Origin of the sequence: Sphingobacterium mizutaii (assembly GCF_900187125.1) — a bacterium.
GTDB lineage: Bacteria > Bacteroidota > Bacteroidia > Sphingobacteriales > Sphingobacteriaceae > Sphingobacterium > Sphingobacterium mizutaii.
Genome location: NZ_LT906468.1, coordinates 2,065,941 through 2,081,506 on the forward strand (window position 1 = coordinate 2,065,941; position 15,566 = coordinate 2,081,506).

Annotated in this window: 14 protein-coding genes; 12 read left to right on the forward strand and 2 right to left on the reverse strand. The window is 39.0% G+C overall.

Features of this window, described 5'->3' with window-relative positions; all coding sequences use genetic code 11:
- Position 1 precedes the first annotated feature (1 nt).
- The 5 genes from CKW03_RS08830 (at position 2) to trxB (ending at position 4,441) form a co-directional block, all read left to right on the forward strand.
- The gene (locus CKW03_RS08830) at positions 2-379 is read left to right on the forward strand and encodes a hypothetical protein (protein ID WP_093095901.1); all 378 of its coding nucleotides are present in this window, start codon (positions 2-4) and stop codon (positions 377-379) included.
- A gap of 65 nt (positions 380-444) precedes the next feature.
- Positions 445-1,311, forward strand: coding sequence for an MbnP family protein (locus CKW03_RS08835; RefSeq protein ID WP_093095902.1), 867 nt, complete (start codon positions 445-447; stop codon positions 1,309-1,311).
- A gap of 58 nt (positions 1,312-1,369) precedes the next feature.
- Positions 1,370-2,404 (forward strand): cytochrome-c peroxidase, encoded by a 1,035-nt coding sequence (locus CKW03_RS08840; protein WP_093095904.1) that lies wholly within the window; start codon positions 1,370-1,372, stop codon positions 2,402-2,404.
- Positions 2,405-2,508: 104 nt separating this feature from the next.
- Positions 2,509-3,453, forward strand: a complete 945-nt coding sequence (locus CKW03_RS08845; protein WP_093095906.1) for a 3'-5' exonuclease — start codon at positions 2,509-2,511, stop codon at positions 3,451-3,453.
- A 19-nt stretch (positions 3,454-3,472) separates the two neighbouring features.
- Positions 3,473-4,441: a thioredoxin-disulfide reductase gene (trxB, locus tag CKW03_RS08850; protein ID WP_093097732.1), complete on the forward strand. Its 969-nt coding sequence runs from the start codon at positions 3,473-3,475 to the stop codon at positions 4,439-4,441.
- A gap of 939 nt (positions 4,442-5,380) precedes the next feature.
- Here the strand turns inward: trxB and CKW03_RS08855 are convergent.
- Together CKW03_RS08855 and CKW03_RS08860 are read right to left on the reverse strand one after the other, a co-directional pair.
- Positions 5,381-6,115, reverse strand: a complete 735-nt coding sequence (locus CKW03_RS08855; RefSeq protein WP_093095909.1) for a DUF3575 domain-containing protein — start codon at positions 6,113-6,115, stop codon at positions 5,381-5,383.
- 77 nt (positions 6,116-6,192) lie between these two features.
- On the reverse strand, positions 6,193-6,981 hold the full coding sequence (locus CKW03_RS08860; protein ID WP_093095911.1) for a Cof-type HAD-IIB family hydrolase: 789 nt from the start codon (positions 6,979-6,981) through the stop codon (positions 6,193-6,195).
- 146 nt (positions 6,982-7,127) lie between these two features.
- On the opposite strand from CKW03_RS08860, the gene CKW03_RS08865 reads away from it, so the two are divergent.
- The 7 genes from CKW03_RS08865 (at position 7,128) to CKW03_RS08895 (ending at position 15,549) form a co-directional block, all read left to right on the forward strand.
- A complete protein-coding gene (locus tag CKW03_RS08865) occupies positions 7,128-8,315 on the forward strand; it encodes a class I SAM-dependent methyltransferase (protein WP_093095915.1) in 1,188 nt (395 codons plus the stop codon).
- A 178-nt stretch (positions 8,316-8,493) separates the two neighbouring features.
- Positions 8,494-10,887, forward strand: a complete 2,394-nt coding sequence (gene pheT / locus CKW03_RS08870) for a phenylalanine--tRNA ligase subunit beta (RefSeq protein WP_093095918.1) — start codon at positions 8,494-8,496, stop codon at positions 10,885-10,887.
- 27 nt (positions 10,888-10,914) lie between these two features.
- Complete coding sequence (locus CKW03_RS08875; protein ID WP_093095920.1) at positions 10,915-11,223, forward strand: coiled-coil domain-containing protein; 309 nt, start codon at positions 10,915-10,917, stop codon at positions 11,221-11,223.
- A gap of 49 nt (positions 11,224-11,272) precedes the next feature.
- Complete coding sequence (locus tag CKW03_RS08880; RefSeq protein WP_093095922.1) at positions 11,273-11,563, forward strand: cell division protein ZapA; 291 nt, start codon at positions 11,273-11,275, stop codon at positions 11,561-11,563.
- A 269-nt stretch (positions 11,564-11,832) separates the two neighbouring features.
- Positions 11,833-13,392, forward strand: a complete 1,560-nt coding sequence (rny, locus tag CKW03_RS08885) for a ribonuclease Y (protein ID WP_093095924.1) — start codon at positions 11,833-11,835, stop codon at positions 13,390-13,392.
- A 136-nt stretch (positions 13,393-13,528) separates the two neighbouring features.
- Entirely contained in the window at positions 13,529-14,218 is a 690-nt protein-coding gene (locus CKW03_RS08890) for a response regulator transcription factor (RefSeq protein ID WP_093095925.1), read from the forward strand.
- A complete protein-coding gene (locus tag CKW03_RS08895) occupies positions 14,215-15,549 on the forward strand; it encodes a sensor histidine kinase (protein WP_197700998.1) in 1,335 nt (444 codons plus the stop codon). Before CKW03_RS08890 ends, CKW03_RS08895 begins: the two co-directional genes overlap by 4 nt.
- Positions 15,550-15,566: the final 17 nt, after the last annotated feature.

The window sequence follows — 15,566 nt, forward strand, 5'->3', positions numbered from 1 at the left end:
CATGTTGGTTCGAGTTATAAGTGGTTTGTTAATGCTATTGTCCGTGCTGATTGGTTTTCAGCAGGCCATTATCGTTATGCACTTTAAGCTCAACCAAGAAAGAATTGAGAAGGAATTCTGTGAGAATAAGAATAAACCGGAGTTGCAATGCCACGGCTTGTGTCATTTGAAAAAGCAGTTGGAAGACCAGGAAAGTTCGGAGACCGCAAATGTCAAGAACTACCCGAGGGTTGATATGCTCGTTGTTGCAGATTTTGAATTCATAGTCAATGATTCCGATACGGAGTTGTGTGATGTAATCACAGGCTATCAGGAGGTCTATTATAAGGAACCCTTAAGGGAGATTTTTATTCCACCACCCATATATAGCATAGTTTAAGTTTATATAAGATAAGTTAATGTTATAAAAATCAAATAATTAAAAATAAATAAGAAATTATTCTAATGAAAAATTCAATTAAATATATTGCTGCTTTACTTGCTGTTTCTTTGTTCGTATCCTGTTCTAAGGATAATGTAGATCCTGTTGCTAATAATATTACTTTACACTTTGACAATACCTTTAAAGGTAAAACCATTGTACTGGGAGATGCCAATAGCAGTACTGCTAGTAAAAACACTTCAGCTGCTGGGCAGGAGCATCAATTCTCAGAAATCAAGTATGTTATCAGTAATATTCGTTTGATCAAAGCAGAAGGTACGGAAATCCCATATAACATTAATGATTTGGATAAAGGGGCAGCTGTTGTCAATCAAGCTAAAGCACAAACCTTGGATTTTGTATTGAGCAATATTCCATCAGGTGAGTATAAACAGATCAAATTTGGTTTAGGCGTAAAACAGGAGTTGAATACCTTGGATGAGACCAAGTTTCCTAACTTTTATAAATCGGCAGGAGCAAATGATACGGAAATGATGTGGGAATGGGGTTCAGGCTACCGTTTCACGAAGCTAGAGGGATTTTATGGTGCAGACCATAAAAAGATGTCTATCCATACTGGAAGTACCGTTGAAGGTAAAGAAGGTGCTTATACCCAAGGAGTAGATGCCTATAGAGAAATCTCTTTGAATCTGACTTCAGTAGCTACTGTAGGTCGTACATCTCCAAAAATCACCATCAATGCTGATTTTGATAAATTATTAAGTGGAAAAACCAATACCATTACTTTGTCTACAGGTACTGGAATGGGTGACAATGCCACTCCGAACATCCATACTGCTGTGCAGATGGTGAAATTCGTAGATAATTTAGGTGGAAATGGAAGCAGCGACCTTTCAGGTATGTTCTCCATTAGCAAGGTAGAAAATTAATACAGTAGAGCCTTTCTTATTCTAGAGTAAGGAAGGCTCTTTCTTTTATTTTTTCAATATGAGAAAGATAAAGTGGTTAGTCGTTCTATTCTTTGTGCTTGGATTTTTGAGTTCCTGTCAAGACAGGGAAGAAATTGAAGAAATTCCATTTGACAATCCTGAATTACCCTTGGAAATTCCTATGGATTTTCCTGCGATGAATTCCTCAGTTCAGGGGAATAAGCCCACCAAGTATGGTGTAGAACTTGGGAAGATGCTTTTTAATGAAAAAAGGTTCAGCGGAAACAACACCATTTCCTGCGCTTCTTGCCACCGGCCTGAAAAGGCATTTGCGGATGAGAATCCAAAATCCATTGGGGTATACAATCGAGTTGGGCTTAGAAATACACCTCCTGTCCAAAACATGGCCTTTATGAGGCATTATAACTGGGATGGTAATATCCTGCAACTGGAGAAACAACCCTTGGTACCAATCATTACGCATGAGGAGATGAATTCATCGATCATGGAGGTCATTGGCAAACTACGGGATGATCCAACCTATAAAGAAATGTTCAGGAAGGCTTTTGGAGATGAGCAAATCACGGCTGACCGAATCTATAAAAGCATCGTTCAATTTGAATATACATTGATCAGTGCAAATAGCAAATACGATAGGGTAATGCACGCTGCCAAGGAGCGTTTTACAGATTCAGAGGAAAGAGGTTTCCGATTGTTTGAAGCGAAATGTAAAAGTTGCCATAGCACAGGGCTGTTTACCGACCAGACCTTTCGCAATATTGGGTTTCCGGTAAACCCTGATACCGAAGAGGCGGGAAGAGCAAGGGTGACTGGTGATCAAAAAGATTGGATGAGCTACCGGGTTCCTTCGTTAAGAAATATTGAATTTACTGCGCCTTATGGAAGCTTTGGGCAATTTAAGACTTTAAAAGACGTATTAGATTATATGGACCAAGGAGTTTTGTACGCAGAGAATTTAGATCCTATTTTTAAAGCGAATGGAAATAGGTTACCTATGAATGAAGAAGAGAAAGCAGACATCATCGCTTTCCTGAAAACATTGAGCGATCATTCCTTTGTTGCTCAAAAATAATTGATTTTACATTCAAAACACTTATTGTTGGTTTAATTGGTCTATTGTGAACAATAGATTTTGTATTTTTGTCATATTTGCAAGAGCATAATATTAAATAGATAATGGAGTTAAACTTAAAGCGCCCGTTGGCCTTTTTTGATTTGGAAACTACGGGTGTCCAAGTATCAACAGATAGAATTGTAGAGCTTTCTATATTGAAGGTAAGTCCAGGAGGAAAAGAAGAGACATTGACGATGAAAGTGAATCCTGGGATTCCTATTCCAGCGGAGTCTTCTATGTTTCATGGGATTTATGATGAAGATGTGAAGGACCTGCCGAATTTCCAAGCGAGAGCGAAAGAAGTTGCTGATTTTATTGCTGATGCAGATTTAGCAGGATATAATTCAAATAAGTTTGATGTTCCGATGTTGATGGAAGAGTTTTTACGTGCTGGCGTTGATTTCTCCTTGGACGGAAGATCTTTTGTGGATGTACAGAACATTTTTCACCAGATGGAACAAAGGACGTTAAAGGCAGCCTATAAGTTTTATTGCAATGAGAGTCTTGACAATGCCCATACTGCTGAAGCCGATGTGCGAGCAACCTATGAAGTCTTGAAAGCGCAGTTATCTAAATATGAAAATGCAGAATATGAAGATAAGCATGGCGTAGTTTCTACTCCTGTAGTAAATGACGTTGAAGCCTTGCATTCTTTTACCAACTTGAGTAAACCGGTTGATTTTGCAGGACGTTTGGTCTATGATGAAGATGGTGATGCAACGATTAACTTTGGGAAACACAAAGGGAAAAAAGTTGTTGATGTCTTTGATGTAGAGCCGAGCTATTATGCTTGGATGCAAAACGGCGATTTTCCATTGTATACCAAGAAGGTATTGGAAGGGATTTGGAACGAGCATAAAAACAAGAAAAAAGAGGCGAGGGTAAACAATCCTGTTCAGGCAACTCAGCCTAACAAGGAATACAAGAAGCCGGAAAGGAAACCTGAGCCCGGTAAACCCATTACCAATGATATGTTAAAGGGTTTGCAAGATAAATTTAAAAAATAAAGAACCATTCAATATTATGATGAATAAAGAACAAGAGATTGAACGTATTTCCTGTTTAATTATAGGATCAGGACCTGCTGGATACACTGCTGCCATTTACGCTGCACGTGCTGATTTAAAACCTGTTGTTTATACGGGTATGGTTCCGGGAGGACAATTGACCCAAACTACAGAAGTTGATAATTTCCCTGGTTATCCAAAAGGAATCACTGGTCCGGTAATGATGGAAGATTTGCGTGCTCAGGCGGAGCGTTTTGGTACAGATGTACGTTTTGGATATGCGACCAAAGTTGATTTTTCAACTGATGGTGGAATCCATAAGGTAGAGATTGATGGGGTGAAGACCGTTGAGGCTGAAACCGTTATTATCGCTACGGGTGCAACAGCAAAATGGTTAGGATTGGATTCTGAAGAAAAATATAATGGATTTGGTGTATCTGCTTGTGCAGTATGTGATGGATTTTTCTACAAAGGTCAAGATGTTGCCATTGTAGGAGCAGGGGATACAGCTGCAGAAGAAGCGACCTACTTAGCTAAATTATGTAGAAAGGTTTATATGTTGGTTCGCCGTGATGAATTCCGTGCTTCTAAGGCAATGGTTCACCGCGTGAACAATACCGCGAACATTGAAGTTCTGTATAATACCGAAGCAGTAGAGATCTTAGGAGATGGCCAAGTGGTGACCGGAGTACGCGTGATCAATAATCAGACTAAAAACCTTCAAGACCTAGATGTTACAGGGTTCTTTGTGGCGATTGGCCATAAACCGAATACCGAATTGTTCCAAGGTATCTTGGATATGGATGAAACTGGCTATTTGATAACCAAAGCCGATAGTACAGCAACTAATATCCCTGGTGTTTTTGCTTGTGGAGATGTTCAAGACCATGTTTTCCGCCAAGCTATTACAGCTGCAGGAACAGGTTGTATGTCTGCATTAGAAGCGGAACGCTATCTAATGGCGAAGGAAGACGTGGTTCTTTCTTAAGGTAGACAATAGACATAAGATCATTTGTTTCGCCGATTGAAAAGGAAATCTATTAGATTTTATGAATTGGTGTTTTGAAATATTTTATAATGAAGAGCCTTTCTAATTTTTTAGATAGGCTCTTTTTGATATTTGAACCAGGATTAATGGGATAGGAGGATAGACCAAGATCAAACCGATGGTGAGCGGCATCTCGGCTTTGCTCGATATCCGTCGAGATCCGGCACAGGATCATCATCCACGGTAGGCGTATTACATAAGCCCGCTTCTTATTTTGAACATATAATAGGTTAGCACTGGCGTGCAGTTCCTGCACCTTCGGTTAATCCCAAACTGTCACCCTGAGAAGGAAAAATTTGAGCTAAATTTATTGGAAAGTGATGACAGCATGTTGGCAATGAAAATAAATTAGCTCTTTTATTTTTTAAATATAGAACCCCTTTTGGGGTTCCATTATTTTAGCTGGCATGGTACGTTAGCCTGGAAGTCGCGCAAAAACGATGTTCGATTAATCGAACATCGTTTTTGCATTACCCCTATATTGTTTACCATCCATGCTAAAATAATTTATCCCCGCTGGGGATGTATGCCGGAAAAAAATATTCTTCTGGAGAGGAAATATAGGTCTAAATATCTAGAAACACAGATTTAACAAACGTGTCATTGGTACGCAGGAAGGTTCTGGGAACTTTACAAATAAGATTGCACTGGCGTACAGTTCCTGTACCTTCGGTACACGATGACAAGATCTGTTGGAGGGTAAGCGTACAGATTCTTCACTACCCGTTCAGAATTGGAAAAAAACAAAAGCGGAATTCTTGATATTTGCAAGAATTCCGCTTTTGTTATATTATAATCTTAATTACTCAGCGCCTTGTTTTCTATAAATATTTCAATCTATATAGGGAGGTGCAAAGTTCTTATGTCTATTGTCTACCCTTAAAACCTATATCCGATAGAAAGTCCAGCGCGGATACCTCCCCATGGGCTTTTTGCTTTTAGGGATGCTCCTTGGGCGTCTACTGTTGTTTCAATATCTACAATATCATTCTGTAAATTTTCAAGCTCTTCTCTTAGGTATTGCTGCTCTTGAGGGGAAAGGTCCATTTTACCTGAAATAGTACCACTTGCACCTCCGTAATGCGGTCCAAGGATACGAAAATCCATAAACACGGATTTGGCGAGTTTAAATTGAGATCCAATCACAAAACCAAAACCCCAAGTGCCAATACCACCTTTAAGAGGCACAGTTTCTGTATTACCTTCATCTGTCTCATAAGGATAGTTTGTGGCTATGTTGTACTTGCCATATTTGAAAAAGGGACCCACATAAAAACCTCTGCCACCTGTTCCATTTTTACTGGTGTAGAATCTGAACTCAGGAGAAAAAGTAAAGTGATCTAATGTAGCGTCGGAAGTGAAATTCTCATCTTCAATTAAATCATCAAAATACTTTTTGAAGGGCAGGGAAGATTTAGCTCTAAAACCTACACTAGCATTGACACTCATTTTTGGAGCAACCATACGTTCATACTCGAAAGAAAAGGTTTTGCCAATTAAAGGTAATAGGTTGAATTTCACTGTGTTTTGTTGTGCTGAAGAGAGCTTTGGCATCAGGCACAGGATGATCGTTAAGGACAGGAAAGTAAGTCCTAGAAAATTTTTTGTTTTCATTTTGAGTTAACTTTTGGTTTTGATTGTCCAAATATATTTAACTGATATGAAACCAACAATACCTAGAATATGGTATTTTATAAAACCGAAAAATATTTTAGCGCATTCCAGATTCCATCATTATCAACATCATCCGTGACATAATTGGCAATTTCTTTAACCTCTGGATTAGCATTGCCCATTGCAACTCCTAACTGTACATGTTTAAGCATGCTGATATCGTTTCCGCCATCACCAAAAGCCATGGTATTTTCCAAAGGGATTCCAAAATGTTTGCAAAATATATCAATCCCTACCTTTTTGCTTAAGCCTTTTGGGTTCACATCGGCAAATAATGGTGTCCATCGGGAGGCCAGGGAGTTTGGCATGACCGTGTTCATGAAATGCTCTTCCTCTTCTGGTCCAAGAAATATATTGGTTTGCAAAATGCTATTGACGTCTACCTTATCCATATCTACCAATTTAGGTACCGGTAAATTCAGGTGGGCATACATACCTGCAATTTCTGGGGTCACATCGTGGATGGTGATTTCTTGTTCGGACATAAAGGAGAAACTCAGGGGCTGCTCTTTTGCGTAATCGATCACCGATTGAATATCTTGACTGGCTATGGCTTGCTTGAAAAGTACTTCAAAATCATGCGTTAGGCAATATCCGCCGTTGAAGGTAATATAGCCATCAAAATCCAGAAATTTGATATGATCAATACTGTTGATGGACCTGCCTGTAGAAAGGATGGTCTTTATGCCATGGGTCTGTAGGAGGCGAATAGCTTCCACTGTTGACTCAGGAACTTTATGGGTTTTGAAACTTAATAATGTTCCATCAATATCGAAGAATACGGCTTTAATTTTAGGATTTAGCATGCACAAAGGTACGTTAATTGGGGCAATTAGCCTAAACATCAGCTTTGATTTAGACGCTTAAATGACCTATAATATTTGTTTTTGCATATTCTAAAAGGGGTTAGTTTCTAAGCAATGAGTATCTTTGCCTTGGAAAAATTATTAATATGTCAATACTCAAGGATTTTTTAGGGGAGATGGAAGGGATGGTCCTAAAGAAAGAGATTCAGAAAATTTCTTTAGGTAATTACCGTGGCGAAGACGTTAATTTAAAGAATATCTATATAAAGCCGGTGTTAATCAAGCAGGATCTAATGCTTTCATTCGTATATCGTTATCAAACGAAAGATATCACCAAAAATTATTCGATTCATGATGCCATCTTGGAACTGGAAAAGCTAGTTGATTTTAGAGGTTTCAGGTTGCTGAATGTTCAGAAATTAAATGAGAATCTAGTTTTCCAGATGAACAAGAAAGGTGAATGGCGCCTGCAAAAAGAAGTTGTCGCGAATAGAAAGGAGCAATCACTATCTCACGATAAGTTGAAAGAACGAAAAATAGGCGATTCCAGTAAGGCCTATTTGCATAAGTTGAACCTAACGGATGCTGAGGGCAAAGTGTTCAAGAATGCTCAGGATAAATGGAAGCAAATCAATCATTATATAGAATTGATGAGTACTTCATTAAAAGAACTCCCTGCTAAGGAGAAGATCAAAGTGGTTGATATGGGGGCAGGGAAGGGATATCTAACCTTTGCGCTCTATGATTATATAAAAAACAGCCTGGAAAAAGATGTTGACGTGGTTGGTATAGAATACAGGCAGGATTTGGTTGATTTTTGTAATCAGGTGGCCAAGGAGTCGGGTTTTGATTCCTTAAGCTTTGAGGAAGGCAGTATTGAGGACTATCATCCTTCGGAGGCTATTGATGTGTTGATCGCCTTGCATGCCTGTGATACGGCTACGGATGATGCCATCTACAAAGGGATCCAAAACGATGCTGAGCTGATCGTGGTGGCTCCATGTTGCCATAAGCAGGTCCGAAGGGAACTGGAAGCGGTGAAAGCAAAAAACGATTTGGATTTTATGACCCAATATGGAATATTTTTGGAACGTCATGCTGAGATGTTGACCGATAGTATCCGTGCTTTGGTCATGGAATATTATGGTTATGAAATGCGGGTCATGCAATTTATTTCGGATCAGCACACACCTAAAAATGTGATGTTGGTCGGTTCTAAGAGGAAAACTGATCCTAAGAAGCAAGTGGAAATCTTAGAAAAGATTAAAAGTTTGAAAGCTTATTTTGGTATCAATTACCAGCACTTAGAGCGATTGTGTGGTCTTGATAAATAAGGCTTTACCTAGTTTTAATTAATATATTTATTTAGATAATAAACAGGCTTTTTGTTTATCGGGAATGGAGCAGCGGAGACGCTGTTCTTTTGGAATTAGGTAAATCCTGATAATAGTCCAAAAAACCTGTGCATTTAGGTCACAAAGTCCTATCTTTGTGTCTTGAAAAATTGTAGCGATGAGAATTTCTTATAATTGGTTAAAGAATTTTATTGATATAAATAAAACCCCAGAGGAGCTTTCCTTAATCTTGACAGATATTGGTTTAGAAGTAGAATCCTTGGAGGTTGAGCAGAGTATTCCGGGAGGTTTGGAAGGATTGGTTGTTGGGGAAGTGATTACTTGTGAGCAACATCCAAACGCTGATAAACTAAAGGTAACTACTGTAAATGTAGGTAAGCCTGAATTATTGAACATAGTATGTGGTGCACCCAATGTGCGCACAGGTTTAAAAGTGATCGTTGCACAGGTTGGTACAACCTGTCACCCTACAGCAGGGGATCCATTTAAAATCACCAAATCTAAAATTCGTGGGGAAGCATCTGAAGGGATGCTATGTGGAGAAGATGAGATTGGCTTAGGGACTTCCCATGCTGGTATCGTTGAGCTATCTGCAGATGCGGAGATTGGCAGTCTAGTGAAATCATACTTCAAGATGGAGGATGATTATTGCTATGAAATTGGTTTGACACCAAACCGTGCCGATGCGGCTTCGCATTTAGGTGTGGCTAGGGATTTAGCAGCCTATTTTAGATCTACCGTAAAAGCCTTGGATTTAGGTTCTTTTCAATCGGTATCCACTAATGGAACCGCAGTGAAAGTAGAATCTGAAGCAGATGCGCCAAGATATTCAGGTATCAATATCAAGAATATCAAAGTTGGTGAGTCACCAGAATGGCTAAGAAATAAATTGAGTGCAATTGGTGTTCGTTCGATCAACAATATCGTCGATGTTACCAATTATATCCTTCATGATTTAGGTCAGCCTTTGCATGCATTTGACCAGGATAAGATTTCCGGAAATCAAGTGATTGTTAGGAAGGCTAAAGAGGGTGAATTGTTCAAGACATTGGATGGTGTTGAGCGTAAGCTATCTTCTGAGGATCTAGTGATTGCTGATGCCGAGAAACCGATGTGTATCGCGGGGGTTTTCGGTGGTGAGTACTCAGGAGTAACTGAAGGAACAACTTCGATTTTCTTGGAATCGGCATACTTTAACCCAGTTACTGTAAGGAAAACTTCGAAAAGACATGCTTTAAAAACGGATTCATCTTTCCGTTTCGAGCGTGGTACCAATCCAGATATTACCGTAGATGCTCTGAAAAAAGCAGCCATCCTGATTGCTGAGGTAGCAGGTGGAGAAGTGGCTTCAAGTGTTGTGGATCTATATCCAAACCCGATTAAGCCTTTCGAGTTTCCTGTAAGCTATCAGAATATCCAACGTGTCATCGGTAAAGATATTCCAGCGGAAACCATTAGAGAGATCATTTTAAGCTTAGGCATTGAGATCGAAAATGAGACCGAAGAAGGATTTGATGTTAAGGTTCCGGCCTACAAGGTTGATGTTATCCGTGAGATTGATGTGGTAGAAGAGGTATTGCGTATTTACGGATACAACAATATTGAGTTGAAGACACAGATAAAAGCTTCTTTAAATACTTCGGAGAAACCAGATAAAGAAGTTGTGCTGAATCAGATTGCAGATCTATTGATTGCCAATGGCTATAGGGAGATCTTGGCGAATTCATTGACCAAGGATGATTACTTGGAAAATGCTGAGACCGCAGTGAAGTTATTGAATCCATTGAGCAGTGATTTGGATGTGATGCGTCAGAACTTGTTGTTCTCTGCTTTGATTGCCATCGGATATAATCAAAAACGTAAGAATGCAGACCTTAAGATTTTCGAATACGGAAGGTCGTATAACATCGTTGATGACAATTATGTAGAAAAACAATTGTTCTCCATTGCACTTTCAGGCAAGAAAGAAGCAGAGCAATGGAACAATAATTCGAAAGGCGTGAGTTTCTATGATATCAAAGCGGTAGTGGACGATATCATCAAGAGGTTGAAAGTAGAAGGTATCCGTATTGAGGATTATGCAGGTACTTACTTTGATTACGGCTTGAGTTATAAAAAAGGAGAGAAGGTCTTGGTATCTTTTGGGGCGGTTTCAAAAGCCAACCTGAAGAAAACAGATGTTGATGGACCGGTATTCTTTGCGCAGTTTGACTGGGATCTGATGATTAAAGTGATTAAGAAAAATAAAATCACCTACAAGGAAGTTTCTAAATTCCCATCCGTAAGACGTGATTTAGCCTTGTTATTGGATGATCAGGTTTCCTTTGAACAATTGCGTTTAATTGCCACAAAGACAGAGAGAAAGTTGTTGAAGGATGTACAGATTTTTGATGTCTATAAGGGGGATAAATTGCCAGCGGGCAAGAAGTCTTATGCTTTGAGTTTTACGCTTCAGGACGAAGAAAAAACACTTACAGACAAACAAATTGATGCAATTATTCAAAAATTAATTATTAACTTTGAGAAAGAAGTAGGCGCATCAGTGCGCTAAAAATTTATACATTAATTGCGAAATACTATGGCGTCATTATCTTCCCAAATGAATATTATCGTTGAGAAAACGAAAAATCTTATTCAATTGTGTGAAGCCTTGCAAGAGGAGAATGACTTGTTAAAGCTAGAAGTTCAATCATTGCAAGTTGCATTTGATACGAGTTCAGATAAGGTTAAGCAGCTGGAAGACAAGGTGAAAGCCTTGGCAGTTGCCAAAACTTTAGACAATTCGGAGATCGATAAAGACGCTATAAATGAAAAAGTACTTGACACAAAACGAAAAATTAACGATTTTGTGCGAGAAATAGACAAATGTATAAGTCTATTGAAGTAGGCAAAGGGAGTAGGAGAATAGACTTATTACGTTATTAAGCTCAAAGAAAATGGGAGAGATTTCCATAAAAATAAATATAGCAGATCGAGTATATCCTTTACGTGTAGAGACGGCGGAGGAAGAGGTGATTAGGTATGCCGCGAAGCTAATAAACGAGAAAATTAAGGAACTGCAGGATAACTATGCGGTTCGTGATAAGCAAGACTTGTTGTCGATGTGTGTATTGCAATATGCCACGGGTATGATCAAGGCCGAGCGGAACAGTCAAAACCAGGATTCTGGTTTAGAAAATTCCATTCATGAACTGGACAATATTCTGACAGATTTCTTCAAAAAATAATACGTTTACGTTCTTAGAATTTAGAGCTTGTAACGACGAATTTGCCGCAATTAAATTCGGGTTGTCACTATTTTAAACTTAACGCTTCAATATCACGAGCAAATTAAAGATATAGGCCATTTTGCGAAAGCCATCTAGGTCATAATCATACGCTCAAATCATGTGTAATCGAAGTTTAATAATACATGGTACCTGATTTATTTAATTGCGGTTTTTTTTTGGAAAATAAATGCTATTACATTAACATATTAAATTATAAATAATAACAAATGGAGTTTTTCACTACTATATCAATAATAATTTCACTGGTTGTCGGTGTTTTTATTGGACGATATCTATTACAGATGTTGTTCAAGAAACAGGAGCAATCGGCGAATGAAAAGGCTGCCCAAATCGTAAAGGATGCAGAGCAGCAAGCAGACCATATAAAAAAGCAGCGTCAGTTAGAAGCAAAAGAGAAGTTTTTGCAATTGAAGGCTGAACATGAAAAAGAAGTAAATCAAAAAAATAATACCATCTCCCAAAAAGAGAATACCATTCGTCAAAAAGAACAATCATTGAACCAGAAATTGGAGAATCTAAATCGTGAAAAACAGGATTTGGATAACAAGACCAAGAAACTGGATCAGATGATTGAGTTCAATGACAAGAAGAAGGAAGAGGTAGAACAGTTAAAAGGCCAACATATCAAGCAATTGGAGAGCATGGCCGGTCTTTCAGCAGAGGAAGCTAAGGAACAATTAGTGAATTCATTGCGTGAAGAGGCTCGTTCTCAAGCGATCATGCAGATCAAGGATATTGTTGATGAGGCTAAATTGACAGCATCGAAAGAGGCTAAAAAGGTAGTTATCCAAACTATCCAACGTACTGCAACAGAATCGGCAATTGAAAACACGGTATCTATCTTTAACATTGAAAATGATGAGATCAAGGGTCGTATTATTGGACGTGAAGGTCGTAACATTAGAGCTTTAGAGGCAGCTACAGGGGTTGAGATTATCGTTGATGATACGCCTGAAGCGATTATCCTTTCTGGCTTTGATCCAGTTCGCCGTGAGATTGCGCGTTTATCTTTACATAGATTGGTTACGGATGGTCGTATCCACCCGGCTCGTATCGAAGAGGTCGTGGCTAAAACACGTACGCAGATCGAGGATGAAATCGTTGAAATCGGTGAACGTACGGTTATCGATTTAGGGATTCATGGTCTACACCCAGAATTGATCAGGATGGTGGGTAGAATGAGATATCGTTCTTCTTATGGGCAGAACCTATTACAGCACTCTCGTGAGGTAGCTAATTTTGCGGCGACTATGGCTGCGGAATTGGGGCTTAATGTGAAACATGCGAAGCGAGCAGGATTGCTGCACGATATTGGGAAGGTGCCCGATGATAATCCGGAATTGCCTCACGCGATCTTGGGAATGCAATTGGCAGAGAAATATAAGGAACATCCTGATGTTTGCAATGCCATCGGTGCGCACCACGATGAGATCGAGATGACCTCTATGATTTCTCCTATCGTCCAAGCCTGTGATGCTATTTCAGGTGCTCGTCCAGGAGCTAGACGTGAGGTTGTGGAAAGTTACATCAAACGTTTGAAAGAATTGGAAGATTTAGCATTGTCTTATCCAGGTGTGGAGAAAACATTCGCTATCCAAGCAGGACGTGAATTACGTGTTGTGGTAGAGAGTGAAAAAGTATCTGATGCACAAGCTGAAATCTTGGCGGCAGATATTTCAAACCGTATACAGACAGAAATGACTTATCCAGGTCAGATTAAAGTGACAGTTATTAGAGAGACCCGATCGGTTTCTTATGCGAAATAATATTCAAATAGAATTTATTGGAAAGCCCATCAATTGATGGGCTTTTTCTTTTTTATGATATTAGAATTTGATTAGAATTCAATAAAATAGCATTAAGGTATAGGCTAAATGGCTAAATTTGAAATAATTAAAAGAAATGCAAGTATTAGTTGTTGAAGATGATCATCGGATAAGCTCCTTTTTGATTAAAGGATTAGAGGAAAATGGCTTTTTGGTTACCCTCTGCAGGAATGCGGAAGATGCCTTGTTGGAGGAGAACCTGAAGGTGGATTGGGATGTGATCGTTTTGGATATCATGTTGCCGGGTATAGATGGGGTGCAGCTACTGCAGACCTTACGCTATAAACAGGTGTATGCGCCTGTACTGATGCTGAGTGCCCTAAATAGCATTCAGGACAAGGTTACCTCCTTGGACTATGGTGCTGATGATTATTTGACCAAACCTTTCCATTTTGAGGAACTGCTTTCCCGTATCAATGCATTGAGCAGAAGGAAGCAATACCAGATGCAGGATAAGCCAAAGAACCCGATATTGGAATTTGATGAGTTGCAAATTGATACAGATCAGTATAAAGTATATTTAAAGGGCGAATTGGTCGATCTCTCACCGCGGGAATTTAAATTGCTCATGTACCTGATTGAAAACCGAAATAAGACGGTTAGCCGCATGCAAATTTTAAATGCTGTTTGGGGTATCACTTTTAACAATCATAGCAATGTAGTGGATGTTTATATATCCTATCTGCGGAATAAAGTCGAAAGTCAAGATCAGAAGTTTATCCAGACCGTTAAAGGGATTGGATATATGTTTAAGTACGATTCATGAAGTTAAAGCATAGGTTAGCCTTATATTCTATCTGTATTTTTAGTGTGGTCACACTGCTGATTTCAGTTACCATCTATTTTGCCTATTACGTGCAGATGGAAAAGTCTGAACAGCATGCGCTAGAAAGTAAATCCCTTTTGGCAGCGATCTATTATCTGGAGCGAGATGAATTGAGCAGCTTGGACCACGAGAATATCCAAAAGCAGCTGCAGAAGACGATTTCAAGAAGGGATATCGTCGTATTTGACAGCCTAGATAAGAGGAAGGCTGGCGATATGTCTGTTATTTCTGATATCTCGAAAGACTTTTTACAACAAGCAAGAACAGAAAAGAACGCCTTCTTCAATACAGAACATTTCTTTTATAATGGAATCTTCTATAATGACAATGAAGGTGATTTCGTGATTGTCACCAGGGAATCCAAGGACGGTTTTAACAAGCAGATGCAATCCTTGTTGCATATATTGATCATTGCATTTTTTGTTGGCTTAAGCATCATTTACTTCTTCTCCAGATTCTTGGGCTATATCGCGTACCAACCGATCGTGAATGTGATCAAACAGATCAAAGACCGAGATAGCCAGAATTTTGAAAAACCCATCCATTTAGATCGCTCTTATTCCGAGATCCAGGATTTGGTGAATACCTATAATTTATTTGTTGATCGTATTTCACAGACCTTTAACGTGCAGAAGAATTTCATTGATTATGTTTCGCATGAGCTCAGGACTCCTATCACGGCATTGCTGGGTACTTTGGAAGTGACAAATCAACGAGAGCGGAGTAAGGAAGAATACGAGGATGTCATTCAACAGCTCAAGCAATATACCAATGACCTAGAAGAGACTTTGGAAAACATGATGTTGCTTTCTGGTGCTAAAACAAATTTTGAGTTTTCTAGATTAAGGGTCGATGAGATCATTTGGCAGGTCATTGAAAATGCGGTGCTTTATTACCAAGCTGATATTGAAGTGAAGATCGAGGTTGAGAAAGCCAATCTATTGGAATGGGATGGAAATGAGAAATTATTAGCTTTAGCTTTCAATAATATCATTGAGAACGCAATAAAGTATTCGGATAATAAAAAAATAACTGTTGTAATCCATGAAGAACTTGGAAGGTTGGAGGTGTTGGTAGTTGACCAAGGAATCGGGATTTCGCAAGAGGATCTAAATATGGTCAAGGAGAATTTCTACCGTGGTGAGAATACCGGAAAATATGCAGGAAAAGGAATTGGACTCTCTATGGCCAATATTATTTTTGTGCTGCACAAAATTGACATGCAATTATATAGTGAAGGGGTCGGCACACAGGTCTCTTTAAAATTCTAATCAAATTCTAATCTAAT